At 38.4% G+C, this 24,767-nt stretch carries 23 protein-coding genes; 22 read left to right on the top strand and 1 reads right to left on the bottom strand.

Annotated features, from left to right (window positions below; all coding sequences use genetic code 11):
- Window positions 1–85 precede the first annotated feature (85 nt).
- The 8 genes from LI951_RS15080 to LI951_RS05120 all read left to right on the top strand — a co-directional run bounded on the left by LI951_RS15080 (window position 86) and on the right by LI951_RS05120 (window position 6,857).
- Entirely contained in the window at window positions 86–214 is a 129-nt protein-coding gene (locus LI951_RS15080) for a hypothetical protein (RefSeq protein ID WP_267491458.1), read from the top strand.
- A gap of 334 nt (window positions 215–548) precedes the next feature.
- On the top strand, window positions 549–755 hold the full coding sequence (locus LI951_RS05145) for a hypothetical protein (protein ID WP_229441480.1): 207 nt from the start codon (window positions 549–551) through the stop codon (window positions 753–755).
- Window positions 749–904, top strand: coding sequence for a hypothetical protein (locus tag LI951_RS15370; protein ID WP_420705917.1), 156 nt, complete (start codon window positions 749–751; stop codon window positions 902–904). Before LI951_RS05145 ends, LI951_RS15370 begins: the two co-directional genes overlap by 7 nt.
- A gap of 26 nt (window positions 905–930) precedes the next feature.
- Window positions 931–1,773 carry a Cof-type HAD-IIB family hydrolase gene (locus LI951_RS05140; protein ID WP_229441479.1) on the top strand — a complete coding sequence of 281 codons (843 nt, stop codon included), beginning with the start codon at window positions 931–933 and terminating at the stop codon, window positions 1,771–1,773.
- A gap of 386 nt (window positions 1,774–2,159) precedes the next feature.
- On the top strand, window positions 2,160–2,312 hold the full coding sequence (locus tag LI951_RS05135; protein ID WP_229441478.1) for a putative holin-like toxin: 153 nt from the start codon (window positions 2,160–2,162) through the stop codon (window positions 2,310–2,312).
- 951 nt (window positions 2,313–3,263) lie between these two features.
- Window positions 3,264–3,614, top strand: coding sequence for a hypothetical protein (locus tag LI951_RS05130; RefSeq protein ID WP_229441477.1), 351 nt, complete (start codon window positions 3,264–3,266; stop codon window positions 3,612–3,614).
- Between the two features lie 384 nt (window positions 3,615–3,998).
- Window positions 3,999–4,412: a hypothetical protein gene (locus LI951_RS05125; protein ID WP_229441476.1), complete on the top strand. Its 414-nt coding sequence runs from the start codon at window positions 3,999–4,001 to the stop codon at window positions 4,410–4,412.
- Between the two features lie 918 nt (window positions 4,413–5,330).
- Window positions 5,331–6,857, top strand: a complete 1,527-nt coding sequence (locus tag LI951_RS05120) for a zinc ABC transporter substrate-binding protein AdcA (RefSeq protein WP_229441475.1) — start codon at window positions 5,331–5,333, stop codon at window positions 6,855–6,857.
- Between the two features lie 412 nt (window positions 6,858–7,269).
- On the opposite strand, the gene LI951_RS05115 is transcribed toward LI951_RS05120, so the two are convergent.
- A complete protein-coding gene (locus LI951_RS05115) occupies window positions 7,270–8,298 on the bottom strand; it encodes a zinc-binding dehydrogenase (protein WP_229441474.1) in 1,029 nt (342 codons plus the stop codon).
- 206 nt (window positions 8,299–8,504) lie between these two features.
- Between LI951_RS05115 and LI951_RS05110 the strand changes: the two genes are divergently transcribed.
- The 14 genes from LI951_RS05110 to LI951_RS05045 all read left to right on the top strand — a co-directional run bounded on the left by LI951_RS05110 (window position 8,505) and on the right by LI951_RS05045 (window position 24,658).
- A complete protein-coding gene (locus tag LI951_RS05110; protein WP_229441473.1) occupies window positions 8,505–10,661 on the top strand; it encodes a BglG family transcription antiterminator in 2,157 nt (718 codons plus the stop codon).
- A complete protein-coding gene (locus LI951_RS05105; protein ID WP_229441472.1) occupies window positions 10,642–11,106 on the top strand; it encodes a PTS sugar transporter subunit IIA in 465 nt (154 codons plus the stop codon). The genes LI951_RS05110 and LI951_RS05105 overlap by 20 nt, the downstream gene beginning before the upstream one ends.
- A 17-nt stretch (window positions 11,107–11,123) precedes the next feature.
- On the top strand, window positions 11,124–12,533 hold the full coding sequence (locus LI951_RS05100) for a PTS galactitol transporter subunit IIC (protein ID WP_202067841.1): 1,410 nt from the start codon (window positions 11,124–11,126) through the stop codon (window positions 12,531–12,533).
- Window positions 12,526–12,804 carry a PTS sugar transporter subunit IIB gene (locus LI951_RS05095; protein ID WP_202067840.1) on the top strand — a complete coding sequence of 93 codons (279 nt, stop codon included), beginning with the start codon at window positions 12,526–12,528 and terminating at the stop codon, window positions 12,802–12,804. The genes LI951_RS05100 and LI951_RS05095 overlap by 8 nt, the downstream gene beginning before the upstream one ends.
- Before the next feature lie 22 nt (window positions 12,805–12,826).
- On the top strand, window positions 12,827–13,564 hold the full coding sequence (locus LI951_RS05090) for an SDR family NAD(P)-dependent oxidoreductase (protein ID WP_229441517.1): 738 nt from the start codon (window positions 12,827–12,829) through the stop codon (window positions 13,562–13,564).
- A gap of 12 nt (window positions 13,565–13,576) precedes the next feature.
- The gene (locus LI951_RS05085) at window positions 13,577–13,849 is read left to right on the top strand and encodes a hypothetical protein (protein ID WP_202067839.1); all 273 of its coding nucleotides are present in this window, start codon (window positions 13,577–13,579) and stop codon (window positions 13,847–13,849) included.
- A 30-nt stretch (window positions 13,850–13,879) separates the two neighbouring features.
- Window positions 13,880–14,869, top strand: a complete 990-nt coding sequence (locus LI951_RS05080; RefSeq protein WP_229441471.1) for a thiamine pyrophosphate-dependent dehydrogenase E1 component subunit alpha — start codon at window positions 13,880–13,882, stop codon at window positions 14,867–14,869.
- 12 nt (window positions 14,870–14,881) lie between these two features.
- Window positions 14,882–15,865 (top strand): alpha-ketoacid dehydrogenase subunit beta, encoded by a 984-nt coding sequence (locus tag LI951_RS05075; RefSeq protein WP_202067837.1) that lies wholly within the window; start codon window positions 14,882–14,884, stop codon window positions 15,863–15,865.
- Entirely contained in the window at window positions 15,865–17,109 is a 1,245-nt protein-coding gene (locus tag LI951_RS05070) for a dihydrolipoamide acetyltransferase family protein (RefSeq protein ID WP_229441470.1), read from the top strand. Before LI951_RS05075 ends, LI951_RS05070 begins: the two co-directional genes overlap by 1 nt.
- Window positions 17,110–17,121: 12 nt before the next feature.
- Complete coding sequence (gene lpdA / locus LI951_RS05065; RefSeq protein WP_229441469.1) at window positions 17,122–18,513, top strand: dihydrolipoyl dehydrogenase; 1,392 nt, start codon at window positions 17,122–17,124, stop codon at window positions 18,511–18,513.
- A gap of 331 nt (window positions 18,514–18,844) precedes the next feature.
- Window positions 18,845–19,495 carry a hypothetical protein gene (locus LI951_RS05060; protein ID WP_229441468.1) on the top strand — a complete coding sequence of 217 codons (651 nt, stop codon included), beginning with the start codon at window positions 18,845–18,847 and terminating at the stop codon, window positions 19,493–19,495.
- Window positions 19,496–20,183: 688 nt separating this feature from the next.
- Window positions 20,184–21,035, top strand: coding sequence for a MurR/RpiR family transcriptional regulator (locus LI951_RS05055; RefSeq protein WP_202067832.1), 852 nt, complete (start codon window positions 20,184–20,186; stop codon window positions 21,033–21,035).
- Between the two features lie 114 nt (window positions 21,036–21,149).
- On the top strand, window positions 21,150–21,983 hold the full coding sequence (locus LI951_RS05050) for a Cof-type HAD-IIB family hydrolase (RefSeq protein WP_229441467.1): 834 nt from the start codon (window positions 21,150–21,152) through the stop codon (window positions 21,981–21,983).
- A 1,559-nt stretch (window positions 21,984–23,542) separates the two neighbouring features.
- Window positions 23,543–24,658 carry a tyrosine-type recombinase/integrase gene (locus tag LI951_RS05045; RefSeq protein ID WP_229441466.1) on the top strand — a complete coding sequence of 372 codons (1,116 nt, stop codon included), beginning with the start codon at window positions 23,543–23,545 and terminating at the stop codon, window positions 24,656–24,658.
- Window positions 24,659–24,767: the final 109 nt, after the last annotated feature.

The raw sequence follows: 24,767 nt of genomic DNA, 5'->3' as shown, positions 1-24,767 counted from the left end.
GAATTTTCCGTTTTTATGTCATAATCAACTGATGTTTTCTTACTCGATAGAGAGTGAAGTTTGATTGACAAAGGTGGTGCAGAAAATGAATACAAAAGAGAAAATGCTGGAAATTATAAAGAAGAAGCAGGGCGGCGGCAGAGCAAAACAGATGGAGACGCCAAAGAATGACCGCAAGAATATGCGAAAAGGTCCGAAAATTTTTAATAAGTAAGCTGGATATTTGTTTAAGTTATAAGGTGAAGCAGCGAACCTATTCTTAATAATTTGCTTCGCAATTGAAAAAAGAAAATGAAAATTTTTGATATGGAACTGACAGGCTGGTTACAGCCGTTTTTAACAGCATACAAGTAACAAGCAGCACTTTCCAAACGATGGAAGGTGTTTTTTTTACAGTGATTGCTTTCCTAGAGGAGTATTGTCTGCTGTTAAACTCAAAACGTTTTCTTGTGTATTCGGTAAAAATCTAAGCAAAAATATTTTCTAAATATATACTTGCTGATAAGCTGTGGGTAAGTTGTTAATAGGGCATAAAAAAACAGGTTGTTGTGTATGTTTCTAGTGAGCTGACTATTTATTTACATTCGCCGGGTGGAAAGCTTCATTTTAAAAACAGATTTTATTATGCAGTAAATGAAGCTGTATTGTTGAATGAAATTACTTTTGATACAGTGTTTTTTGGAGCTGCGGGACTGGAAAACAGTATTATCAGTTCTGACGATCTGGGAGGTGTATACTTAAAAAAACGGTGTTAAAGAAAGCCCAAGATAAAATCTTTCTTGCAGAAAATAGCAAGCTTGAAAAGACAACGGCATATTCCTTTGGAAAGCTGAGTGATTTTGATTATTTTATAACAGATAGAAACTGGAAGGATCAACGCTGTCTCTCATTACTTCCGGGTTAGAAATTATTTATTAGAGGGTGACGATAATGGGAACAGGCGGTAGCAATATAAAGCTGGTTATGAGTGATATTGATGGTACAATTTTGGACTCTGCACATAGAGTGGATGATGGATTAAAGGAAACGCTGGAACAGTTAAAAGAGCAGAAGGTTCCTTTTATTCTGGCTTCTGCACGTTCACCCAAAGGAATGTATTCATTGGCAGAAGAGTTGGGTATCAGGACAAGTCCGCTTGCCTGCTATAATGGCGCATTGGTTTTGAAAGAAGCGGATAGCGAATCCCATCAGCCTATTCTCAGTCATGAGATGAATAAGACAGAGGTGGGTGTGATTGTTGATATCATTAAAGATAGGTTTCCGGAGATTACGATTAACTTGTATTCCGGAGAGGACTGGTATGTCGATAAATACACAAGATGGGCTGAGATTGAAGCAGGTATAACAAAGGAAACACCAATTGAAAAAAATGTGCAGCTGCTGATGTTGAGTGCAGAGATGCCTGTTCATAAACTTTTGTTGATTGGAACACCGCAGGAAATTGAGCGTCTGCAAGCGTATTGTCAGGCATTGAAATTGGAAAGCAGTTCCTTCTACCTTTCAAAGGAAAATTATTTAGAGGTGACACATTGCGATGTCTCAAAAGAGAGAGCTTTACTGGAGTTGGCGTCGTATTATCAGGTTGATTTGGAGGAAACAATGGCAATTGGCGATAACTTTAATGATATCCCAATGCTAAAGCTCGCAGGACTGGGAGTTTCAATGGCAAATGCTCCTATTGAAGTTCAGGAGGCTGCGGATATTAAAACCTTCAGCAATAATGAAAATGGCGTATCAAAGGCTTTGCAAAAGTATGTTCTGGGAACAAAATGAGTTGTACAGAAATTCGTTCCAAGTAACCCTCCAAGTACTTTGTACCCAATGTGCTCATAAAAAGTTTCTGTAAAAACTGGTTCAGTAGTGCTGTTCGAACTGGAGTTTTTTCAGCTGGATTTTTTGAGATAGGAATGCATTCAACAGTTGAAAAAATCAGTGATGATTTGTACGTTATTTCCCCTGCACTGATAGAGGAAGAAACCTTATCAGAGCTGAAAACATACCGTGTAAAAAGATAGGGTATCTTGTATTTTGCAGAATATAATGGGGAAGTTTAATAAGAATTAGAGGGTGTGGATTGAATAATGATAGCTCGAAACTATGTTATAATAATGCGGTAGGAAAGTTTGTGACGGTGGCTACTTCTTGAGGAGGTGGTGCTTATGAAAGTAAGTGCTAATTCTAGGAAAGGAGAACGCCTTTTGTCAGCATTAGAGACAATCCAGTTACTATTCAGCTTTAGCATGCTTGTTATTGTTTTAGTCAATCTGATTGTCAATCTGCTTAAAAATGACAAAAAAAATAACCGTCGTTAAACTTTAGCGAGTTTACGGTTATCTTTTTAACAAAAACCATGCTGCCGTCTTAAGTGGTTCTACGTTAAAGGGGATATGTTAGAGCATATCTCCTTTTTCATTGATATTATAGCACAATTTCGTATCTGAAACTACTTTTTATATCATCGAAAGAAAGTAGTGAAAGAATTGATAGCGACAGATCTGTTAATAATATTGCAAGTAGACTTCAGTTATTTAGATATCTCTGAAGTACTCCTGGAGGTTGATAATCAATTTTATCAGATAGCAGCTATTGAAGACAACAAAGAGTCAATAGTTCTAATTCCGGATACGAACAAATTCGGAACAGAAATAAAGTTGGAAAATTTTATAACTAAATTGATGTTAAACAAAGCTGGTGTTCTTTATAAAAAATATAAGTAATTGGAAAAAATTTACGGATATCGTGTACGCTGTAGAATACGGAACAGTATCAGAACAGAAATCGGCTTTTTTACTTTAGAAGGAATTCCCGATGTTTCTTACAGGTTTGAGTATGATGAACAGGGTACAGCTATACTTAAAGAAGAATTTTTTGCAAATGCTCAACCTGAATTTGCAAAAATTAAGATACTACAAAAAAATAGTAGCAGGTATAAAGACATTCAAAAGTTACTTAATGATTATCTTAAAAATAGTCAGTAACTGGAGCCGGCAGCTGAATCAGATTCAAAAAGGATAGTTCGAATTCCTAGCAAAAATTCTCCTGCAGTAGCTGAGGATTTACCAGGATATTTTTTCTATAGATGAACGGTAAAAATTCCTGAAGCTGAAAATAGTTCGGTTTCTAAAAAAAGATCAATTATGTAGTATTAGGAGATATATATTTTATTTGCATTTTTTTAGCTATGTAAATTAGAAAAGATATTTTTATTTAAAATTATCCATACTTATTGACACGTTTTTATGATATAATCAAAATGTAAAAAAATGAAGGGAAATTATATCATGAAAAAGAGAATTATTGGACTATTAATGTTTGGTTTCAGCTTAATCGTTAGTGTTTCATTTGTAGAAAGTGTGGAAGCAGCTAACTATAAAGAACCAGCTCCCACCGAAATACCTACGAATGATGTTGAAATCGTTACTTATGGACTGGAAGATTCAGATTCGATTGTTATGCTGTCCGACGGAGCGGTTATTCATGGTGAGGTAGAGATGCGTCCTAGTATTGATTCTAACATTGTAACAGTAGTTAATAGTGATACTGATCCACAGGCAATAACAGTTGAAGAATTCAAAGATGATCCTTCAAAATTAGTACCAAAACAAAAAAAATAGTTTGCTGAGAGGACCGGATACCCCTAACTATGTTTATGAATTAAAAGCTAATGCTTCTTACAGATCAAATAGTTTTAGTGGTAGTGGATGGATTTTTTCAGGATATTATTTTTATGCTGCTTCTGGTACCGGAGAATACTTATTATGGCAAACTTTTCGTGATTCTGCTCTAATTGGAGATCAGGATCAAGCAAAAATGACCTATCTTTATGGGGGAAATGGTATGGGGGAGTATGCTATTTACCCAGGGTATCAATACTATTGCAAAACTAGATCAGGTTTGATGGCTTATTACTCAAAATATCCAGTTAGTGGATCCTACTATTTAGTTTGTAATTGGTAAAAAATATATTGGTTTCAAAAAATAAAGATGGAGGGACTAGCATGAAAGGAAAACTCATTAAAAGAATACTTTTTTTAGCGGGTCTAATTGCTTCAATTAGTTTGACGTTTTTTTTAAGTAGATATGCGTTCTTTGCTGATGAGATATCAACAAATTCAGGAATTGTTGAAGTAGAGGAAGTGCAGGAAGTACAAGAAGTCAAAGTAGAATCTGAAACAAATGCAACCATTTTAGCTGCTGTTGAAGAGGCTAAAATATATGGTAAAGATGTTTGGTACACAGATTACTACAACCAGCTGGGAGAACAAGCTACCTTTCTTGTTATGCCGAATGGTGGTTTCTTAAATGGGGAAGGATCAGTCCGGGAAACTGGTGAAAGCTGGAATACTGATGTTGATCCTGATGCCGCAACACTTAAAGAAATTAGGGAAGCAATTGAGAATATTGATTATTAAATGACTATGAAAAACACGCTCTATGATAATTTAGGGCGTTTTTTTTATTTAGGATATAGATAGTCTGAAGTAAAAGATATTACAATAGGTTTGGTACTTAATAAATCTTTTCCATTTTATTCTGAGATGCAGGAGTTGACAGCCTATTGCTCAAAAATTTAGTTTATATAATCAGTAACTGAAGATGATCAATGGGACAGTAGCGTGATCTGGAATAATAATAGAATGAGTTCAAATGAAACAAGCTATGTGGACTGAAATTCTAGAAGAAAAAAGGAAAGCGTGATTTCTGATGGAAATATACAGCAGCTTATGGCCGTTTATACACGAGAAGATTTTAAAAGGTTCTACAGAAAAAGCATAACTCAAAATGTACTGGGGAAAGATTATCAGCTGTTAATTGAAGAGTATCTCAAAAAGAATGAAATTGAAAGGAGCGAGAAATGAATTTATTTGATTTAGCTCTAAGAATACTATTTATAGCAGTTGTGTTTACAGTTATTTTCACTATAAAAAACATTCAAGAGAATAAGGAAAAAATGATACTTCTTCAAAAGGATCAATAGTTGATAGTATAATTTGATTGGCTAGTGGATATCAACTAAAAACAAAGACTTTGCTAAGAAGGGGAGAAAGAAAAATAATGCGGAGAGAAACTCAACTAGAAAAGTTAGAAAATAGTATTATTTAAGGTAAAGATCAGGATTGTGACATAGTATGTTTTCATTTGAGAAACGTTTTATTTTTACCTTCTTTTTTATTCAGAATCAGTTTTGAAAAAGAATTTATCACCTAATTATTTAGAAATCAGCATATAAATAGTTGACAACCTTTTTCTAGTTTGCTACTATCCAACGGAACAAAACGTAATCATTACGCTTTGTATAAATGAAACGTAAGATATGAAGGAGTGTACAAATGAAACGCAAGCTTATTTTGGGATTATCTATTTTATTTTTAGCTGGATTTATGAGTGCCTGCTCAGTAAATGGGAAAGGCTCTTCTGTAGAGGAACAGAAAGAATTAAACATTCTGACGAGTTTTTATCCGATGTACGAGTTTACGAAAAATATTGTTGGGAATGAAGGAACTGTTGATATGCTTGTACCTGCTGGAACAGAAGCACATGATTATGAGCCCTCTGCCAAAGATTTGAAAAAATTACAGGATGCAGACGTCTTTGTTTATAACAATGAAAATATGGAATTCTGGGTGCCGTCAATGGAAACAACCTTTAATGACGGGGATGTTCATGTTATTAAAGCAACTGAAAATATGCTGCTGCTTTCAGGGGGAGAGGAAGAAGATCATGATCACTCTGAAGAAGACGGACATTCACATGAGTTGGATCCTCATGTCTGGCTGGCACCTAGTCTGGCAATAGAAGAGGTGAAAGAAATTCGGGACCAGTTGATTGAAATTTATCCGGAGAGAGAAGCAGTCTTTACTGAAAATACAGAAGCGTATTTGAAAAGACTGACTGACTTAGATCATTCTTACAAGGATACTCTGGGAGCTGCCAGCCAAAAGAGCTTTGTTACACAACATGCAGCTTTCGGTTATTTGGCCGTAGAATACGGACTGACACAGGTTCCGATTTCCGGATTGTCTCCAAGTGAAGAGCCCTCAGCGACCAGACTGGCTGAGCTGAAAGATTTTGTAACAGAAAATGATATTCAGTACATTTATTTTGAGGCAAATGCAACCGACTCTATCGCACGTACGCTGGCTGAAGAAGCGGGTGTTGAGCTGCTGGTATTAAATCCCCTTGAAGGCTTGACGAATGAACAAATTGAAAATGGAGAAGACTATATCTCTGTTATGGCAGATAATCTGGAAGCACTAAGTAAAACAATAACAGGTGAAAATTCAGCACTGGATTCTGTATCTGCTAAAAAAGAAAAAACAGTTTACAATGGTTATTTTGAAGACAGTCAAATAAAAGATCGCCCATTGTCAGACTGGTCTGGAAGCTGGCAGTCTGTTTATCCATTTGTATCAGATGGAACCTTTGATCAGGTTTTTGACTATAAAGCAAAAATTAATAAGGATAAGACTGCAGAAGAATACAAAGCATATTATGAAGCCGGTTATACGACAGATATTGAAAAAATTGAGATTACAAATAACAAGATGACATTCATCAATTCAAAAGGTGAGCATTTTTCTTCTGAATATAAGTATGCGGGTTATGAAGTATTGAGCTACAAAGGTGGAAATCGAGGAGTGCGCTACTGCTTCGAAGCACTTGACCAGGACAATGGAGCATTCCGATATGTTCAGTTTAGTGATCACGCCATTGAACCGACTAAGGCAGAACATTTCCATATTTATTTTGGGAATGAGAGTCAGGAGGCTTTGTCGTCAGAATTGGAAAACTGGCCGACTTACTATTCAGCTGATTTAAGCGGAAAAGAAATTGCACAGGAAATGCTGGCACATTGATCGCAGATTAGGAATTCAGCAAGATACTGTTGGAATTTTGAGAAGACATACGAATTTCTGCAGAAGTTGCAGAGATTAAAAGAATAAAAAAAGTTTGGTTAAAAGAGGTTGTGACAAACACTCATGAGGGCTGTCGCCCACATGAGTGTTTGTACCGACCTTTTTTGATGTGTCCATAAATGCAAGAGGAGGAACTGTGAATCAAGGATTTATAGAGAGCTGTTTGGCATTATTATTACAAGGGGAAGTTTATTTATTATTGCTTGCCGACAGCTATTCTTTTTCCTCTCCCATGATTTCTTTTGGAAATCTGTCAGTGATAAACAGAAGAGAAAACGACTGCTGACGGTAATCATCACATATTGTAGAGGCAGAGAGAAATCAAAATCAACGCAAAAAATTTTTTTTTAGATTATGGTACCATCAAAACTTTTAACGCTTCTCCGCTCATAGCCCAGTGGAATGCTTCTTCCCAGTTTTCCAGTGCTGTTATTTTTGAAACGAGCGGAGTCAGATCGTTCTGTTCTTGTTCCAGCCATTGAACAGCGAGCTGCCAGGAGCTGGGCTTCTGAGTTCGAGAGCCGATCAATTCAATTTCTTTGTGAATAAGAAGGTCCATACTAATGGGATTCATATTCTTGGCGAAAAGTCCTTCTTGAATGATCCGGCCTTTCTTTTTAACAATTTCCATTGCCTGATGAAGAGCATGAATATTTCCGGAACACTCGAAGACCTGATCTGTTCCATAGTCTTCAGTCAGGCTCATGATAGAATCTTCAAGAGGCTGATTTTGGCTGTTGATTATATGGGGAATACCAAGTTCGTGAGCAATTTGCAGCCTTTTTTCGTCTTGATTGATTCCGATCAAAATCACCTCTGCACCTAATGATTTCAAAACCAGTGAAAGAATGATTCCGATTGGGCCGGGACCGAAGACGGCAATTTTTTCTTCAGAATGAACAACTGTTTTTTCTTTGACCGCATGCATACAGCAGGCGAGCGGTTCCAGCATTGCAGCTGAGTAGAGGTTGACCGCTTTGGGCACCTGATGACAACGGTCGGCTTTAACAATAATGTATTCAGCGAAGCTTCCATCTACCTGAGTACCCAAACCTTTGCGCCGGCTGCACAAGTTATAGTCCTGTTCATAACAGTAGCGGCATTTTTCACAAACTTCATATGTAGTCTCACTGACTACGATATCTTCGGGTTTGAATTTCCTGACATCACTTCCGACTTCTGTCACTTCACCAACGAATTCATGACCTAATGTCAGTGGTATCTTTTTGTTATATTCTCCTTTGAATGCATGAATATCTGAACCGCAGATGCCTGTAAGCAGTACACGGATTTTTAGTTCATCTTTTTTTGGATAAGGCTCATTAACAGTGATATACTCCATTTTTCCATATCCTTCAGCAGTTTTTCTTAAGGCTTTCATTTTTTATGGACTCCCTTCTGGATATTCGAGGTGGGTGTTATTTTAATGGATAGAGAAGGGTGTTTTATTAGATGATAAAAGCTTATCATGGAAAAATTTTTTCTTCAAGACTATCACTGTCACAATTCTTTTGATAGCGATTTCAAAGGGATTGTGCTTGTGAAAAAATGTGAATGAAATATAATGAGCGTGTAGAGGTGAGAGGGATGAATAGAAGGATTAACAAGATTATGTTAGATGCTTTACACGAGAAGAAAGAAACACTTCACAACTATGCAGAATTATTTAAAGTTTCCGATCAAACTATACGAAATGATATTAAAGAAATTAATTATTATCTGGAAAAAAGTAATCAGATAAAGATTATTTTCGATGAGGATGGCTATCTCCAAATGGCAGATGAAGTGGATTTGCAGGAATTGCTAAAGACCTATGCTTCGTTTCAAAACTATCATCTGTCACAGGATGAGCGGCGAACGATTCTTGCTATGCTGCTGGTAACGAGTTGTGACTATATAACGACTTATTATTTGTCAGAATATGTTTTGGTCAGCAGAAATACGCTGGTGAGCGATATTGAAGAATTGAAAATCTGGTTTAAACGAAATGGACTAGTATTGCATTCCTATGTCGGCAAAGGTTACAAGGTGCAGGGGAATGAAGCTAAAATCCGCTATGCCATGATGAAGCTGATTATTTTCAATGGTCTGTTTGACAATGATTATGATTATGCGCTTGGCTTTGAGAACAATATCTTTCAAAATCTGTTGCTGGATATCATTGATAAAGATACCCGATATCAGGAAATTGCCCAAATGCTGTTGGAAAGTGAGAAGGACCAGGGACTTCAGCTTTCGGATTTCTCTTATCAGGAGGTTGTCTGCTATCTGCTGATCATAGTTGAACGGCTTTCTTTGGGATTTACTATTCAAAATGCCGAAGAGTTGTCAGATGTAAAGGAGAGTTCGAAATCATCCTTTGCTGAAGCAATTGCAGAGAAGCTGAAGGAAATGTATTCCCTGGCTATTTCAGAAGACGAACGAAGCTATCTGATTTCCATTTTGAGAAGTAAAAGTTATATCAAAAACAACAGCAGAAAAATTGATTCAATTGAAACGCAGATACTGATCAATGAATTTATTTTTAATTTGTCGAAGGACTTGAATATTAAATACTATTTGAATAGTGATTTATTTGATTTGCTGGAAAACCATTTAAAGCTGCTTATTTATCGAATTAAGTTGAAAAGTAATGTGAAAAATGGTTTGTTTGAGGAAGTTTATCAGGCGTACGCGGATATTTTTCCACTGGTAAAAAAACACGTCAAGCCGATTGAAGAATTTTTGGAAACAGAGATTACCCAGGATGAAATTTCATTTATTGTGATGTATGTTATGGCAATTTTAGAAAATAATATCAATAATACTTTTTTTAAAGAGACAATTCGTGTGAGAGTGATCTGTAATTCCGGCAGAGGAACAGCCCAGCTGATAGAGATTAAGCTTAAAAAGGCATTTCCGCAAATAGATATCGTTTCAGTGGATTCTTCTCATATACTGCAAAAAATCCAGCCGGAAAATCAGGATTTAATTATCACCACAGTCCCTCTTCAATTTGACAAATCACCTGTGCTGTTAGTGAACCCTCTGCTGACAGAGGATGATATTGTTGCTATTCAAAAAGTTATCTATCGGTTTACACCTCAGGAAGCAGAATATGATGCACTCCCATTAAAAGACAGACAACTGCTTCAAAGCTGTTTGCCGATTATTGAAAAATATGTTGAAGAAGAGTACCATCAAAAATTTGTCAGCGAGTTGGAAGAACTGTATCGTCTAAATCAACGTAAAAGAAGAGTAGAAACAAAAGAAATCAGTCGATTGTCTGATGTACTTACGATAGATCGAGTGGTTTTGGACAAGTCAGCCGGAGACTGGCGGGAAGCTGTTGAATTAGCTGGAAAGATTTTGCTGGAAGATCAGCTGATAGAGCAGAGATACATTGAAAGTATGATCCAGATGATTGAGGAACATGACTCCTACATCGTTATTTCTCCGGGCGTTGCCATTCCTCATGGTGAAGCAGCAAATGGAGCGATTCAAATCGGAGCCAGCTTTCTTCGGCTAAAGGAGCCAGTCAGATTTAATCATAAGCAAAATGATCCGGTAAAATATGTAATCGCTCTCAGTATTCCGGAAGGGAAAACGATTGGAACCTGTTTATATTATTTTACAGAAATTTTGGCAACAGAAACATTCATTTTAAGAATGGATGCTTGTGAGCAGCCGGAAGAAGTACTGATTGAATTGAAAAATATGGAAGATAAAGTGATGGGGTTTTCAAATGAAAAAAATACTATGTGATGATAAGCAAAAATTTATGTATTGTATGTTCAATGAAACAGAAAAAGAGAAGCTGTTGGAGGCGATGAGTCAGGTGCTGTTTGAGTATGAGTTTGTAAAAGAAAGTTATTTTGAAGCAGTTGTTGAACGGGAAAAGCACTTTCCTACAGGATTGCCGACGAAAGGAATCAGTGTGGCGATTCCTCATACGGATTGTGTTCATGTGAAAAAAGAAGGCTTTTTGGTCGGAGTACTTAATCAGCCGATTTCTTTTGAAATTATGGCAAGTACACAGGAATATGTGGAAGTGGAGCTGGTTTTCATGCTTGCCATCAAAGATCCGAAAAAGCAGGTTGTTATGCTGCAGCGTTTGATTGCACTTTGCCAGGATGAAGAAAATTTACAGTTGTTGAAGTCAGGTGAGAATGTTGCGGAGATTGAAAAACTATTACAGACAGTCAATTAGAAGGAGATGAATTGAGTATGTTAGAAATTATCAAATCTGCTGTAAACTATGTACTGGATTTGGGTGCTACAGCGATGCTGCCGATCATTTTAACTATTTTCGGACTTATTTTGGGACAGTCATTAAGCAAATCTTTTAGAGCAGGGTTAACTGTTGGTATTGGGTTTACAGGATTGAATCTGGTAATCGGACTTCTTTCAGATTCTGTGGGGCTTGCTTCACAGGCAATGATTGAACGGCTGGGGCTGAATTTGGATATTCTGGATGTCGGCTGGCCGATTGGGGCGGCAATCACATTTGCCACACCGATTGCAGTACTGCTGATTCCGGTGATCTTCATTTTTAATATTGTGCTGCTGCGATTTAATCAGACAAAAACGATGGATGTTGACCTCTGGAATTACTGGCATCTGATCTTTCCGGGAGCCATGATTTATTATGCGACAGATTCAATCTGGATTGCAATTGTCTGTGCACTGATCAATGCATTTGTTATCTTTAAGCTTGCGGATTGGACAGCACCAGCTGTAGAGCACTTTTTCGGACTGCCGGGGATTTCTCTGCCTCATGGGGAAACTGTCAATTTTGCGCCGGTGACATACGCATTGAATAAGGTTTGGGATAAAGTTCCGGGAATTAATAAAATTGATATTAATGCAGATAATTTAAAAAACAGACTAGGAATTTTTGGTGAACCCATGATGATCGGTCTGATACTTGGGATTGGGATGGGCTTTTTAGCAGGCTATGATTCACAGGCTATTATTCAACTGGGGATTCAAATGTCTGCTGTTATGATTTTGATGCCGAGAATGGTTGCATTGTTGATGGAAGGTCTTTCTCCAATTGCAGAAGCAGCTAAAACATTTATACAAAAACGCTTCCCGGGAAAAGAAGTCTATATTGGTTTAGATGCAGCGGTTGTTACTGCGCACCCGGCAATTATTACTGTTGCTTTACTGATGGTTCCAATTACTATTTTTCTGGCAGCGGTGTTACCGTACAACCGTTTATTGCCATTTGCCGATTTAGCTGTACTGCCGTTTACGATCATCTGGTCAATTGCGGCCTCTAAAGGGAATATCTTCCGAGGTCTGCTGAATTCGATTGTGTCTATTTGTCTGGTTCTGTTTATTGCTACAAATCTGGGAGAGTTGACAACGATAATGGCTCATGCGGTCGGATTCTCTTTTCCGGAAGGTGCAACAATGATTTCCGGTATTGATATGAGCAGCCACTTGACTCTTTGGATTATGCTGAAGCTGATTGATCCTTCAAATATTCCGGCCTTTATGGCAGGTGTTATCGGTCTGCTTTTATATGGAGGTCTGTGGTACTGGACCAGAAATGATATTAAGAAACAATTCGGACTGGATAAACCGAATGAAGCAGCTATAGAAAATCTGGAGGTAGAAGAAAATGAATAAGAAGCATGTATTAATTGCCTGCGGTACAGGCGTGGCAACATCTACAGTGGTCAGCATGAGAGTGAAGGAAGAACTGGAGAAGAACAATATTCCGGCAATCGTTGAACAATGCAAGGTCGCTGAGCTTCCTTCAAAGGTTGGGAACGCGGATTTGGTTGTTACCACAACAGCATACACAAATGAGGATATCCCTGTAATTCGTGCCCTGTCCTTTTTAACAGGAGTAGGTATTGAAGAGGATGTTCAAAAAATTGTCGAGATTCTTAAGTGAGGAAGTGTCAGCAGTGAAAACGATGCAGGGAAAAGTGGCGGTTGTTACAGGTGCTGCAAAAGGAATCGGGAAAGCGATCGCAAAAAAATTTGCTGAGGAAGGAGCTGATACCGTCATTGTTGATTTTGATGCTGAAGCAGGAAAACAGACTGCTCAGAAATTTTCGATAGACTATGCCGATTCATTGTTTGTTCAGGCAGATGTATCGAGCGCAGAAGATATGATGAAGGTACGAAATAAAGTTGTTTCTGTCTTTGGCAGGGTTGATATTCTTATTGTTAATGCGGGAATCAGCTATCGGCATACAGTTGATGATATTTCAATTGAGGAGTGGCAGCAGGTGCTGAGAATTAATCTGGATGGCTCTTTTTACACAATTAAAGCTTTTTATAAAGATTTTCAAACGAATCAGGGGAAAATTGTGTTTATTACTTCCGGATCTGCGATTACAGGCACAGGAGGGGGCGTACATTACGCCTCTTCGAAAGCCGGACAGCATGGGCTGATGAGAGGAATTTCCAAAGAGCTGGGGCCTAAAGGAGTTAATGTGAACGCAGTGGCACCACGAGTGGTTCAGACAGATATTTTAGATATTCTGTATCCTGACGAATTGAGCAGGAAGGAATTGATTAAAAAGATTCCGATCAGTCGTATTGGTCAGCCTGAGGATATCGCAAATGCTGCGTTCTTTTTAGCTGGACCGGAGAGTTCCTATATTCATGGACAAATTATTTTGGCAGACGGCGGGAGAACGTATTGAGGAAGGGTGTATATGAAAACTATTTTAGTAGCCGCAGGCACATCAGACAATAAACGTAATTTTGCTGTAACGTTCATTCAAAATTATTTAAATGAACAGGATGTAGAAGCAGCAGTAACAGGAAAAAGCATTTATGAAGTCTCTGAGCTTGATCTGGAGGTTTCCGCAATAGTTGTTATCGGTCAGCCGAATTTTCAGACGGATGTCCCGGTTATTGACGGGACAGCTTTTATTACAAAGTTTGGGATGGAAACCTGCTGCGAACAGATAATAAACGCACTTTAACGGATGAATCAGGTGAGGAGGAAAAAAAGAATGAATATGTCAATACCAAATGAAGCGCAGTTATCAGATGAACAGCTCAAAGAAATTTTTGAAACGATGTGGACGATTCGTTTTTTTGATGAAAAAGTTGATCAGCTTTTTGCTAAAGGAGTGATTCACGGAACGACCCATCTGGCAGTCGGACAGGAAGCAACTGCAGCTGGCAGCGGAGCTGTGCTGAGAAAAACAGATTGGATTACAGCCACGCACCGGGGACATGGACAAACGATTGCCAAGGGAACAGATATTCAGGCTATGATGGCTGAGCTATTTGGACGTACAACGGGAACGAACAAAGGAAAGGGCGGCTCCATGCATATTGCTGATTTGGATACGGGAAACCTTGGTGCAAACGGAATTGTCGGCGGGGGCTTCCCAATTGCAGCAGGAGCAGCACTGACTTGTAAAATGAAGGGACAGGATACGATTGCTCTGGCTTATGCAGGCGATGGCTCCACGAATGAGGGAAGCTTTCATGAATCACTGAACCTGGCCGCAATCTGGGATTTACCAGTTGTTTTTTTCATCGAAAATAATCAATATGGCATGAGTGGTTCAGTGAAAAAGATGACTCGAGTAGAACATCTTTCTGATCGGGCGACGGCTTATGGAATGGAAGGTGTGACGATTGACGGCAACGATCTGATTGAGGTGATAAATACAACCTGCAAAGCAGTTGAGAAAGCCCGCAGAGGAGAAGGGCCAACCTTGATTGAAGCATTGACCTATCGGTGGAAAGGACATTCTAAATCGGATGCCAAGAAATATCGAACAAAAGATGAAGAGGAAGATTGGCGAAAAAATAAAGACCCGATTCAGCTGGCAAAAGAACGATTTATTGAATCGGGAATTTTTACAGAGGAAGAAGCAGAAGCAATCCGTCTGCATGCGAAGCAGGCTATTGAAGAAGCCGTCGTATTTGCTGAAAAAAGTCCAATGCCGGCACTGGATACATTGTATGAAAATGTCTATGCGGATTAGGAGGGAAGGCCAATGAGAGAAATAACCTATGCTGAGGCGGTTAGAGAAGCCTTGTCTGAAGCAATGCGGGAGAGTGAAGATGTATTTATGCTGGGAGAAGATATCGGCATATATGGCGGTGCCTTTGGTGTCAGTCGAGGGATGGTCGAAGAGTTTGGCGAAGAGCGCATTCGTTCTACACCAATCTCGGAATCTGTGATTGCAGGAGCATCAGTTGGTGCTGCGATGACTGGAATGCGTCCGGTTTTCGAAATTCAATTTTCAGATTTTGTAACAATTGCACTGGACCAAATTGTCAATCAGGCAGCTAAAATTCGTTATATGTACGGCGGAAAGGCCAAGATTCCATTAGTCATGCGGACCCCCGGCGGTTCTGGGACAGGAGCAGCTGCACAGCATTCTCAGAGTTTGGAAAACTGGACGGCTCACGTGCCTGGATTGAAAGTGATTCAACCGGCAACGGCGTATGATGCCAAAGGACTGCTTCATGCGGCAATTGAAGATGATAATCCGGTGATGTTTTATGAACATAAGCTGTGCTATCGGACATCTTCTGATGTGCCGGAAGGAAAATATACAATTCCTATTGGGGTAGCGGATATTAAAAGAAGCGGTTCAGATATAACTATTGTTGCGACGGGAATTATGGTGCATAAAGCATTAGAAGCAGCGGAACAATTAGGAAAAGAAAATATTGAAGCAGAAGTTATCGATCCGCGCACGCTGGTTCCTTTGGATAAACAGACGATTATTGACTCAGTGATAAAAACCGGTAAAGCAGTTGTAGTGACAGAAGCAGTCAAGCGCAGCGGATTTAGTGCTGAATTGGCTAGTGTGATTGCGGAAAGTGAGAGCTTTGATTTTCTGGATGCGCCGATTATCCGACTTGCAGGTAAAGAAGTGCCTATTCCTTATCATCCGGAGCTGGAAAAACTGGCTGTTCCACAGGTAGAAGATATTGTCGCTGCCTGCCGTGCATTGAAGGAGGGAGTTTGATGGCACATGAAGTATTAATGCCTAAACTGAGCTCAACAATGGCTGAAGGAACGATTACCGTCTGGCTGAAGGAAGAAGGAGATTCCGTTGAGATTGGCGAAGCCATTTTTGAAGTCATGACTGATAAAATTGCCATTGAGGTGGAAGCGTATGAAGAAGGTACGTTGCTGAAGAGGTATATTGGCGACGGTGAAAGCGCACCTGTCAATGCGGTTATTGCCTATATTGGCGAAGCCGGAGAAAGCGTACCGGAGGAGATGCCGAGAGTGAGCGGAGGCGAAAGATCGGCTGAAGAGGAAGCGCCTTCTGCAGACACACCAAAAACTGATAGTGAAGCAATGAAATCAGAAACGAGCCAGCCAACTGAAGGCAAAATCCGTGCCACTCCGGCAGCCCGCAGAGCGGCCAGAGAAAAAGGGGTTGATCTTAAAAATGTGACAGGCTCAGGACCGAAAGGACGGATTCAGGCGCTGGACGTACAGAACTATCAGGTACAAGCGGAACCATTAAAAGAGTATGCAGGAACAGGCAGATTTTCGAAGGCAGCAGCAGTTTTGCCGTGGCAGGGAATGCGCAAAACTATTGCAGATCGGATGCTGATCAGTAAACAAACAGTACCGCATGTAACGATGAATGCAGCTGTTGATATGTCTGCAGCAGTTAAGCTGAGAGAGCAGCTGCTGCCAATGATAGAAAATCAGACGGGCTATCGTCTTTCTTATACAGAAATTATTATGAAGGCAGCCATGGTTGCGCTTAGAGAATTTCCAGTATTCAATGCACATGTAAAAGAAGATGGCATTCATCTATTTGAAACAGTGCAGTTAGGTATAGCTGTAGCTGTTACGGAAGGGCTTGTCGTTCCAGTTATTTCAAATGCTCATCAATTAGGTTTGGGACAATTGACGAAACAAACAAAAGAACTGACTCAAAAGGCACGTGATGGAAACTTAACCGGAGAAGACATGGAAGGCGGGACCTTTACCATTAGTTCTCTGGGAGCGTCCAAAGTTCAGACCTTCAATCCAATTATTCATGTTCCAGAAGCAGCTATTTTAGGTGTGGGCGGGATGAATGAAGCTTGGGAAATGAGGAGTGTAGATGGAATCGAACATCCGATAAAAGTACCTGCGCTCCATCTAAGTTTATCCTTTGATCATCGGGCGGCAGACGGTGCGCCTGCAGCAGCCTTTCTTTCCAGAATTGTTGAGCTGCTGGAAAATCCAATGGGACTGTTACTATAAGGGGGCTCATCCATGATAAAAGAAACAGAAACAGTAGTACTTGGTGCCGGACCAGGCGGTTATGTTGCGGCAATTCGAGCAGCTCAGCTGGGTCAAAAAGTAACAATTGTTGAAGCAGAGCATATTGGCGGTGTCTGCTTAAATGTGGGGTGTATACCCTCTAAAGCGCTGATTACAGCAGGACATCGCTATCAGGAAGCTCAAAAATCTGACTTTTTAGGAGTCAAACTCAATAAAGCAACACTTGATTTTGCAAAGACCCAAAAATGGAAAAATGAGCAAGTTGTTAAAATATTGACAAATGGCATTCGTGCATTGTTGATGAAAAATAAAATTTCCATCATAGAGGGATATGGTATTTTTACAGGAAGCCATGAACTTTCAGTTACAACGGCGGCAGGGCAGGAAACCATTCGCTTTCAGCAGGCAATTATTGCAACAGGAAGCTGTCCGATTGAGATAGCAGGATTTTCTTTTTCTGAGAGAGTGATTGATTCGACTGGCGGCTTAAACTTAAAAGAAGTTCCTGAATCTTTAGTTGTAGTCGGAGGTGGATATATAGGTTGTGAATTGGCAGGTGCCTATGCAAACCTGGGTGCAAACGTAACGATTGTGGAGGGAAGTCCTCATCTATTACCATCATTTGAAGCAGATATTCAGCAACTCATTGAAAAGAGCTTTCAGCGAAAAGGCGTCAGGATTATCACAAATGCCAAAGCTAAACAAGCTGAATTGCAGGCTGATCAAGTTGAAACGGAGATCGACTATTCAGGGAAAATAGAAAGGCTTATCAGTGATTATGTTATGGTCACTGTCGGAAGAAAACCAAATACGGAGGGACTGGGACTGGAAAAGCTAGGTCTTCAGACAGACAGGCGCGGACTGCTTCCTGTTAATGAGCGGTATCAAACAGAAGTGGCTCACATTTATGCAATAGGTGATATTGTCGAGGGCTTGGCTCTGGCACATAAAGCCAGCTATGAAGGTAAAGTTGCTGCTGAAGTGATTGCAGGGAAAAATGTGGTAAAAGATTATCGTGTCATCCCGGCAGTTTGTTTCACAGATCCTGAAGCAGCAACTGTCGGCCAGACTGTTGAGGAGGCAGCAGCAGCTGGAATAAAGGCTGAAACAGCAGTTTTTCCCATGCAGGCAAATGGCCGGGCCCTTTCTCTGAATGCCACAGAAGGCTTTATTCGATTAGTGTATGAATCTGAAACTCAGCTGCTTTTGGGAGCTCAAATAGTTGGCGTAAATGCCAGTGATTTGATTGCAGAAGTAACGCTGGCGATTGAATCCTATTTGACTTTGGAAGATATTGCACTGACCATCCATGGACATCCGACACTTTCAGAAACGATTATGGATGCTGCAGAGGTTGGATTAGGGGTGCCGATTCATAGATGACATACAATACTTGACAGAAAATAGTTAGTGATTATATAAGTTCTCCGGAAATGAATAAAAAATGTCTAAGTCTCATATAGTTACAAGAGGCAGAAATAGAAGATTCTCAGGCTTATCTGGGAGTCTTTTTTAGCTTTACAAGAATCCTTTATACGGCTTGTTATAATGAGTAGGAAGAAATGAAGTAACAGCTAATTAGTAAAATGTAGGTTGAAGTGTGATGGAAACTTTTTCATTTCAGTGCAACCATTTCCTGTATTTCTTACTCTAATCAATATAGGTTAAAAGTTAAGGTTCTAGGTTTACAGATGAAGACATTGATTTCTATAATATGAACTTTGTACTTAAAAACGGTGATGGCAGTATTTTAGTAGATTTTTTCAGTGGATTGACGATAGAGACAGATAAACAGCTGTATTTGTTTTCTGTAATTACACCGAATTCACATTTTGATAAGAGTACGAACCTGTTGGAATTGACCTATCAACTGCACTCGGATTCCGGGAATGTACCGAAGCTTGAAAATGCAACAGTGGAAATCACAGGAATAAAAGCAGTTTATCAAACGAATGATGATGAACCTGGAGAATATCAAATGACAACAGAAGAAATTAAAGGATCATGGAAATTATCGATTGACACGGGAAAAATCAATACGTTTGAGGCCGTTGATTTTCTTCCAACGGACAGCAAAAAAGCAGCAGGTATTCGGGGAACAGCTTACCCAAGTTCATTTATACTGCTTAGTGAAATACCATTTACTGAGACAAACTATTTTGATGACATGCGAATCGTTACAGTGATGGATGGCGTAGAAGAAAGCTATCCGCTGACGCAGACTTCACTTGTTGAAGAAAACGGAAAAGAATATACTCAGTTTATATTTGATTATCCCAGATATGATGAGGCGAAGATATTGAAAGTTAACTATTTGGATACTGCCACAATGGAGGAAGTATCAATTGAACTTGAACAACGATAAGTTATCTATTTATTGGCATAGTAAAAATACAGCTGTTGTTGCTAAGCGATTTTATACCGTTTTAAAATATCTCAAAATTCTTCTGAAAAAGCTTGTTGTTTTTTTGAGATATAGTTGAAAGAAGCAGTTGGAGCCGAAAAAAGAATGACAGACTATTGCGAGTAACCAATCTGATCATTTTTTGAATCGAAAGTAAATGAATATGGATCGGGCTTTTCAATTCATGTCAGGGGTTCTATTCAGAGTTGCCCAATCTTTTTTATTTTTCCTTTTTGCAGGTTTGTCAGAGACAAACCAAAATCTGCTGTATTTGATATAATGGATCAGTAGAACTCTTAGGAGTGAGGTATCAACAGGTGAGTCTGCCGGATAACAGAACAGCCTTATGTATCTGTGCTATAAAATTAAAGAATATGACTGCTTAAGTTGGGACTGGCAGGTTTGCCTAATTCCTAAAAAGAGGTTCTCTTTATTATTCAAGCAACAAATAAACCTTAATAAAAATTAGGGCGTGTCTGAAAAGTTAGTGGTATTCGAATTTTTCAGTGATTTTTGTTGAAATCAAGGAAGAAAACACACCTTATGTGGTTCATAAGCGAGTATTATGGCGAGGAGTTCAATAAAAATCATCAAACTATTCGCCGCTTGAGTTTTCAGACACACCCTAGTATTCTGGAGGTGCAGTTTAATGAATATACTGGCAAAAATGGCTGGACTTGGAAGTTTAACAACGAATGAAAAAGTACTGGTTGATTTTATTCTGACAAATCCCAAAGAAGTTATCAATTGTCGACCTGCGGAACTGGCTGCGCAAGCCTTTGTTTCTGTTGCAACAATTTACAGGCTGATTAACAAGTTGGAACTAAACGGAATTGGTGAACTGAAAATTGAAGTTGCCTCAATTCTTAGAACATCCGCTCAAAAAGAGGAAATTGATTATGATTTTCCGATTTTGGAATCTGATACGCCTTTTCAAATTATGCAGAATCTTAGTAATATCTACGCCTATACGATTGATGAAACGGTAAGCTTTGCTGATCCGGAACAGCTGGCGGCTGTTGGTCAGGCTTTACTGAAGGCAAAGGTGATTGATGTGTACGCAGCTTCTGCAAATGTGTTTTTTGCAAAGAATTTTAAGTTTCAGATGCAGGAAATCGGGGTGCTGATTAATGTGCCGGAAGAGGATTACATTCAGCGGCTTTCAGCAGCCAATAGTAATAAAGACCATGCTGCAATTGTTGTTTCTTTTGGCGGAAGAGGTCAGACCGTGAAGGAGGTAGTGAAAATACTAAATAAAAATGATGTTGAAATCATTTTAATCACATCAACGCAGGATAACCCGCTGGCTGAATATGCGGCACATAAACTGTATTTGGCTTCAGCAGAAAATCACTACAATAAAGTTTCTTCATTTTCGACAAGGTTCTCATTGCTGAGTATTTTTGATCTGCTGTATTCGATTTACTTTAATCATAACTATGATAGAAATGTCCGTTATAAACTGAAAAACTATCAAAAAATGAACAGAAAACTGGAATAATTTTTCAAAAACAGAGCTGATTTTATTTAATCTGAAAAAAACTTTCAATCTTCTCAGATTCTGTCTTTTCAATGTTTTTGAGAGCTATAATCTTCCTAAAAGGAGGCTGGATTTATGAATATCGAAGCAATTATCTTGGACATAGATGGAACATTATTGAACGACCAGAAAGAAATTACAAAGAGAACAAAAGAGGTACTGATCTCCGCCCAGAAAAAGGGTGTGAAGCTGATTCTGGCTTCAGGCAGACCCACGACTGGAATGTTGACATATGCGGAGGCGCTGGATATGCCAAAATATCACGGCTTGCTGGTTTCATATAATGGGTCAAAAGTGATTGACTGTCATTCAATGAAAGAGCTGTTTAATCAGGCAATGTCTGTTGAAGAGGGAAAAGCGGTTCTTGAACATATGAAGCAGTTTGATGTTAAGGTAATGATTGATAAAGAAGATTACATGTATGTGAATGATGTGTATAATGAAAAACTCGTCTATCGCGGAGAAGAAATTAATATTATTCAATATGAAGCACGCGGAGGTAATTATAAACTTTGTGAGATATCTGATCTGGCAGCATTTTTGGACTATCCTATCAATAAAATACTGACAGCCGGTGATCCGGCTTATATGACTGCAAACTACAAAAAAATGATGGCACCATTTGAGAATATTTTGAACTGCATGTTTACAGCAGACTTCTATTTTGAATTTACAGCAAAGGGGATTGATAAAGCTAAAGCTTTAGATACGATATTGAAGCCAATGGGCATCCCTCATGACAAGATGATGGCTTTCGGAGATGGACATAACGATCTTTCCATGATTAATTATGTCGGAACTGGTATTGCAATGGAGAATGCTGTAGATGAACTGAAAAAAGCATCGCAGCAAGTGACATTGTCAAATAATGAGGAGGGGATTGCACACATCCTTGAATCTCTGATTTAAATGGTTTTTAAGTGAGTCCAGTTAAGTGGGCGGAAACATTAAAAATAGAGAAGGCGTACGCAAAAGCATGGCAGAGTAGGTACATTTAGTTGGCTAAATCTGCACTGAAAAGTGTATGTCTTCTTTTTAATAAGCTGGATCTTTTTATTTAGAAATGATTAAAGGCTCTTACGTGTAAGGTCTTTAAATGAGAGGAATTAGGAAGTGCTGATTAATTTTATAAAAAGGAAAATATAAAAAGACAAATTTCTTCTGAAAATAGCTTTTAGAAGAAACTCAGGTTATCCTTAAAAGGATGCAGCTCATTTGTGTTAGTGCGTTGACTGGATTAAAACTAAGATATGCTTCTTGTCAAAGAAACGTACATCAGGTACATCCCTAACTGGAGTCAAACTAGCTGTAAAGCAGTACAACACTTAACTGAGCTTGTTTCTTTCAAGGAATACTGTGCATTGCAAACTTCTAATAAGGCTATATATTTAACCCCATTTATCTTCTACCCAAGCTTTACATAACCATCTCACTAGATGTTCCTGCAATAATGGGAAATCCTTGTATCTATGAGTCTCACTACGCTACACTACACTTCGTTTCGATCTCATCAATCTCTAAATGGCAAAGCCACTAAGAATTGAAGGACTTTATACGATTCTCGATACAAACGCATCTACTTGGAAAAGCGTTGGCATGTCTTGTATGTGCTTATAAGACATGCGACGAGCATTCGAAGAAGCGTAGAAGTATGCTTTTAATACAGGTTTAAAGCTGCTCCTTTTTGTCATTGAAGCATACAAATTAACATTTTCTATCTTTGAACATCATTTATAAACAATCTTTTATTATGATTTGGTCAGAACACAATTCAATTTTGTACTATTATATAGTAAATATATAGCAAATTAAAAGCGCTTTCGAACGGATCAGTTTATTTGAATCGGATTAATTTGGAAAGACATTTTCAATAGATATTGGAATGGATTGATAGAAATAAATAAATTTTGAAAATGAAGACTAGCGTAGTACTTTTTAGGTAAAGAGAAAGGAACTAATTTTTTAATCGCAAAGACTGGTTTCTATTTTTTTATATCATAGAAAAATTTTATTATCACTACTTTTAAAAGGTGTTTTTGATAAGATAAAGGTGTAAAAAAAGAACGGTTTGATGAAAATAAAATAGTAAAATGTTTAATATAGGGAGTTTGGTTAATAAAAAGCATAATACATGTTGTCCATTTTTTGATAGATATCAAATTTTTCGAAGGTTGAGAAGAGTATGTTTGAGGAAACGTTCGAAATAAAAAAAACTTTTCTTTTTCTTGGAACTGCATATTCCAAGAAACGGAAAAGATATATTATATCGAATATATATAGATTATAGTATACGTATTTTTTAAAGTCTATCTCAAAAACGATAAAATATTTATCAGTTTTTTGTTTATAAAACGAAAAAAATGAGAAAACAAACAAAATCTAATGTATTACAAGACTTTTCCATACTGTCTGTTATCAAAAATATTGTATGAACCGTCAAACAAACCGTCAAACAGGGAGTGGAATTAATGGTCAAAAGAGGAGAAAACATTTATAAAAGGAAGGATGGCAGGTGGGAAGGAAGATATAGAAAAGCAAGAAATCAGAATGGAAGAATTATATATGGGTATATTTATGGGAAGAAGTACAGTGAGGTAAGAGAAAAACTGTCTCAAAAAAGAACAACTGTTTTGGACGAGCCCAGCACAGTATACGATGGAACAATCTCTGATTGGCTGGATTACTGGTTAAGTACGGCAGTTAGAGTTCGCGTGAAACCTTCAACTTGGACTAACTATGAATCCAAATCCAGAAATCATATCCGTCCATATCTAGGTAAAAAGAAGCTTTCTTCTATTGAACGAAAAGACATCATTGCATTTATTCAGCAGTTATCAGCGCTTAGATACTCTGAAAGTACCATAAAAAATATTCTGACAATACTGAAAAGTATGTTCAACTATGCTTTGGATTATGAATATATATCCGGCAATCCATGCTCAAACATCTCCATCTCCGCAAGGAAAGCAAAAAAAGTACGTGCTCTGTCTATTGACACTCAAAGGAGATTGGAGGCTCTTTCTTTTCAAGAGAGGGAATGCTCCGCTGTGATTATTGGATTGGCAACAGGGATGAGAATTGGAGAAATATCGGCTTTGAGATGGGAGGATATTGATTTTTACAGGGAAGTCATTACTGTTCAGCGAACATTGCAGAGAATTCCTGATCTTGAAAATACAAAGAAAACGAAAATAATTATCAGTAGTCCTAAAACCAGCAGCTCTCAACGTGATATTCCCCTGCCAAAATATTTAAAGGAATATTTGTTAAGCAAAAAAAGACTGGCAAGCTCAGAATATGTTATATCTGCAAATGGCAGCTTTGCAGAACCAAGAGTCATAAATTATCGTTTAAAGAAATTACTTGAAACAGCAGAGATGGAAGTGTTCAGCTTCCATGTGCTGAGACATACTTTTGCGACACGTTGTGTTGAAAGCGGAGTAGATGTGTCATCTTTGAGTAAATTGTTGGGGCACACCTCAACAAAGCTGACACTGGATACCTATACCGATTCAATGTGGGAAAAACGAAAAGAAGCAATGACCTTGATGGATCAAAAGCAATTTATTGAACGAATAAATTAAATAATGAATGATAGCCGTCAGAATGACCGTCATCATACTGAAAAAAGACTAGCTTTGATAGAAAAAAGCCAGTCTTTTTCTTTTATTATGCAGTTCCCGGAAACGACCA

Source organism: Enterococcus sp. BWT-B8 (assembly GCF_020567625.1).
In the GTDB taxonomy this organism is placed as follows: domain Bacteria; phylum Bacillota; class Bacilli; order Lactobacillales; family Enterococcaceae; genus Enterococcus_L.
Note: the sequence above shows the minus strand (reverse complement) of the source record. Positions and strands in the feature narration are given on the sequence as shown.

Excerpts from the sequence above, each read along its gene's own strand:
- LI951_RS15080 (WP_267491458.1), top strand. The coding sequence starts at position 86 with ATGAATACAAAAGAGAAAATGCTGGAAATTATAAAGAAGAAGCAGGGC.
- LI951_RS05140 (WP_229441479.1), top strand. The coding sequence starts at position 931 with ATGGGAACAGGCGGTAGCAATATAAAGCTGGTTATGAGTGATATTGAT.
- LI951_RS05135 (WP_229441478.1), top strand. The coding sequence starts at position 2,160 with ATGAAAGTAAGTGCTAATTCTAGGAAAGGAGAACGCCTTTTGTCAGCA.
- LI951_RS05130 (WP_229441477.1), top strand. The coding sequence starts at position 3,264 with ATGAAGGGAAATTATATCATGAAAAAGAGAATTATTGGACTATTAATG.
- LI951_RS05125 (WP_229441476.1), top strand. The coding sequence starts at position 3,999 with ATGAAAGGAAAACTCATTAAAAGAATACTTTTTTTAGCGGGTCTAATT.
- LI951_RS05120 (WP_229441475.1), top strand. The coding sequence starts at position 5,331 with ATGAAACGCAAGCTTATTTTGGGATTATCTATTTTATTTTTAGCTGGA.
- LI951_RS05115 (WP_229441474.1), bottom strand. The coding sequence starts at position 8,298 with ATGAAAGCCTTAAGAAAAACTGCTGAAGGATATGGAAAAATGGAGTAT.
- LI951_RS05110 (WP_229441473.1), top strand. The coding sequence starts at position 8,505 with ATGAATAGAAGGATTAACAAGATTATGTTAGATGCTTTACACGAGAAG.
- LI951_RS05105 (WP_229441472.1), top strand. The coding sequence starts at position 10,642 with ATGAAAAAAATACTATGTGATGATAAGCAAAAATTTATGTATTGTATG.
- LI951_RS05100 (WP_202067841.1), top strand. The coding sequence starts at position 11,124 with ATGTTAGAAATTATCAAATCTGCTGTAAACTATGTACTGGATTTGGGT.
- LI951_RS05095 (WP_202067840.1), top strand. The coding sequence starts at position 12,526 with ATGAATAAGAAGCATGTATTAATTGCCTGCGGTACAGGCGTGGCAACA.
- LI951_RS05090 (WP_229441517.1), top strand. The coding sequence starts at position 12,827 with ATGCAGGGAAAAGTGGCGGTTGTTACAGGTGCTGCAAAAGGAATCGGG.
- LI951_RS05085 (WP_202067839.1), top strand. The coding sequence starts at position 13,577 with ATGAAAACTATTTTAGTAGCCGCAGGCACATCAGACAATAAACGTAAT.
- LI951_RS05080 (WP_229441471.1), top strand. The coding sequence starts at position 13,880 with ATGAATATGTCAATACCAAATGAAGCGCAGTTATCAGATGAACAGCTC.
- LI951_RS05075 (WP_202067837.1), top strand. The coding sequence starts at position 14,882 with ATGAGAGAAATAACCTATGCTGAGGCGGTTAGAGAAGCCTTGTCTGAA.
- LI951_RS05070 (WP_229441470.1), top strand. The coding sequence starts at position 15,865 with ATGGCACATGAAGTATTAATGCCTAAACTGAGCTCAACAATGGCTGAA.
- lpdA (WP_229441469.1), top strand. The coding sequence starts at position 17,122 with ATGATAAAAGAAACAGAAACAGTAGTACTTGGTGCCGGACCAGGCGGT.
- LI951_RS05060 (WP_229441468.1), top strand. The coding sequence starts at position 18,845 with ATGAACTTTGTACTTAAAAACGGTGATGGCAGTATTTTAGTAGATTTT.
- LI951_RS05055 (WP_202067832.1), top strand. The coding sequence starts at position 20,184 with ATGAATATACTGGCAAAAATGGCTGGACTTGGAAGTTTAACAACGAAT.
- LI951_RS05050 (WP_229441467.1), top strand. The coding sequence starts at position 21,150 with ATGAATATCGAAGCAATTATCTTGGACATAGATGGAACATTATTGAAC.
- LI951_RS05045 (WP_229441466.1), top strand. The coding sequence starts at position 23,543 with ATGGTCAAAAGAGGAGAAAACATTTATAAAAGGAAGGATGGCAGGTGG.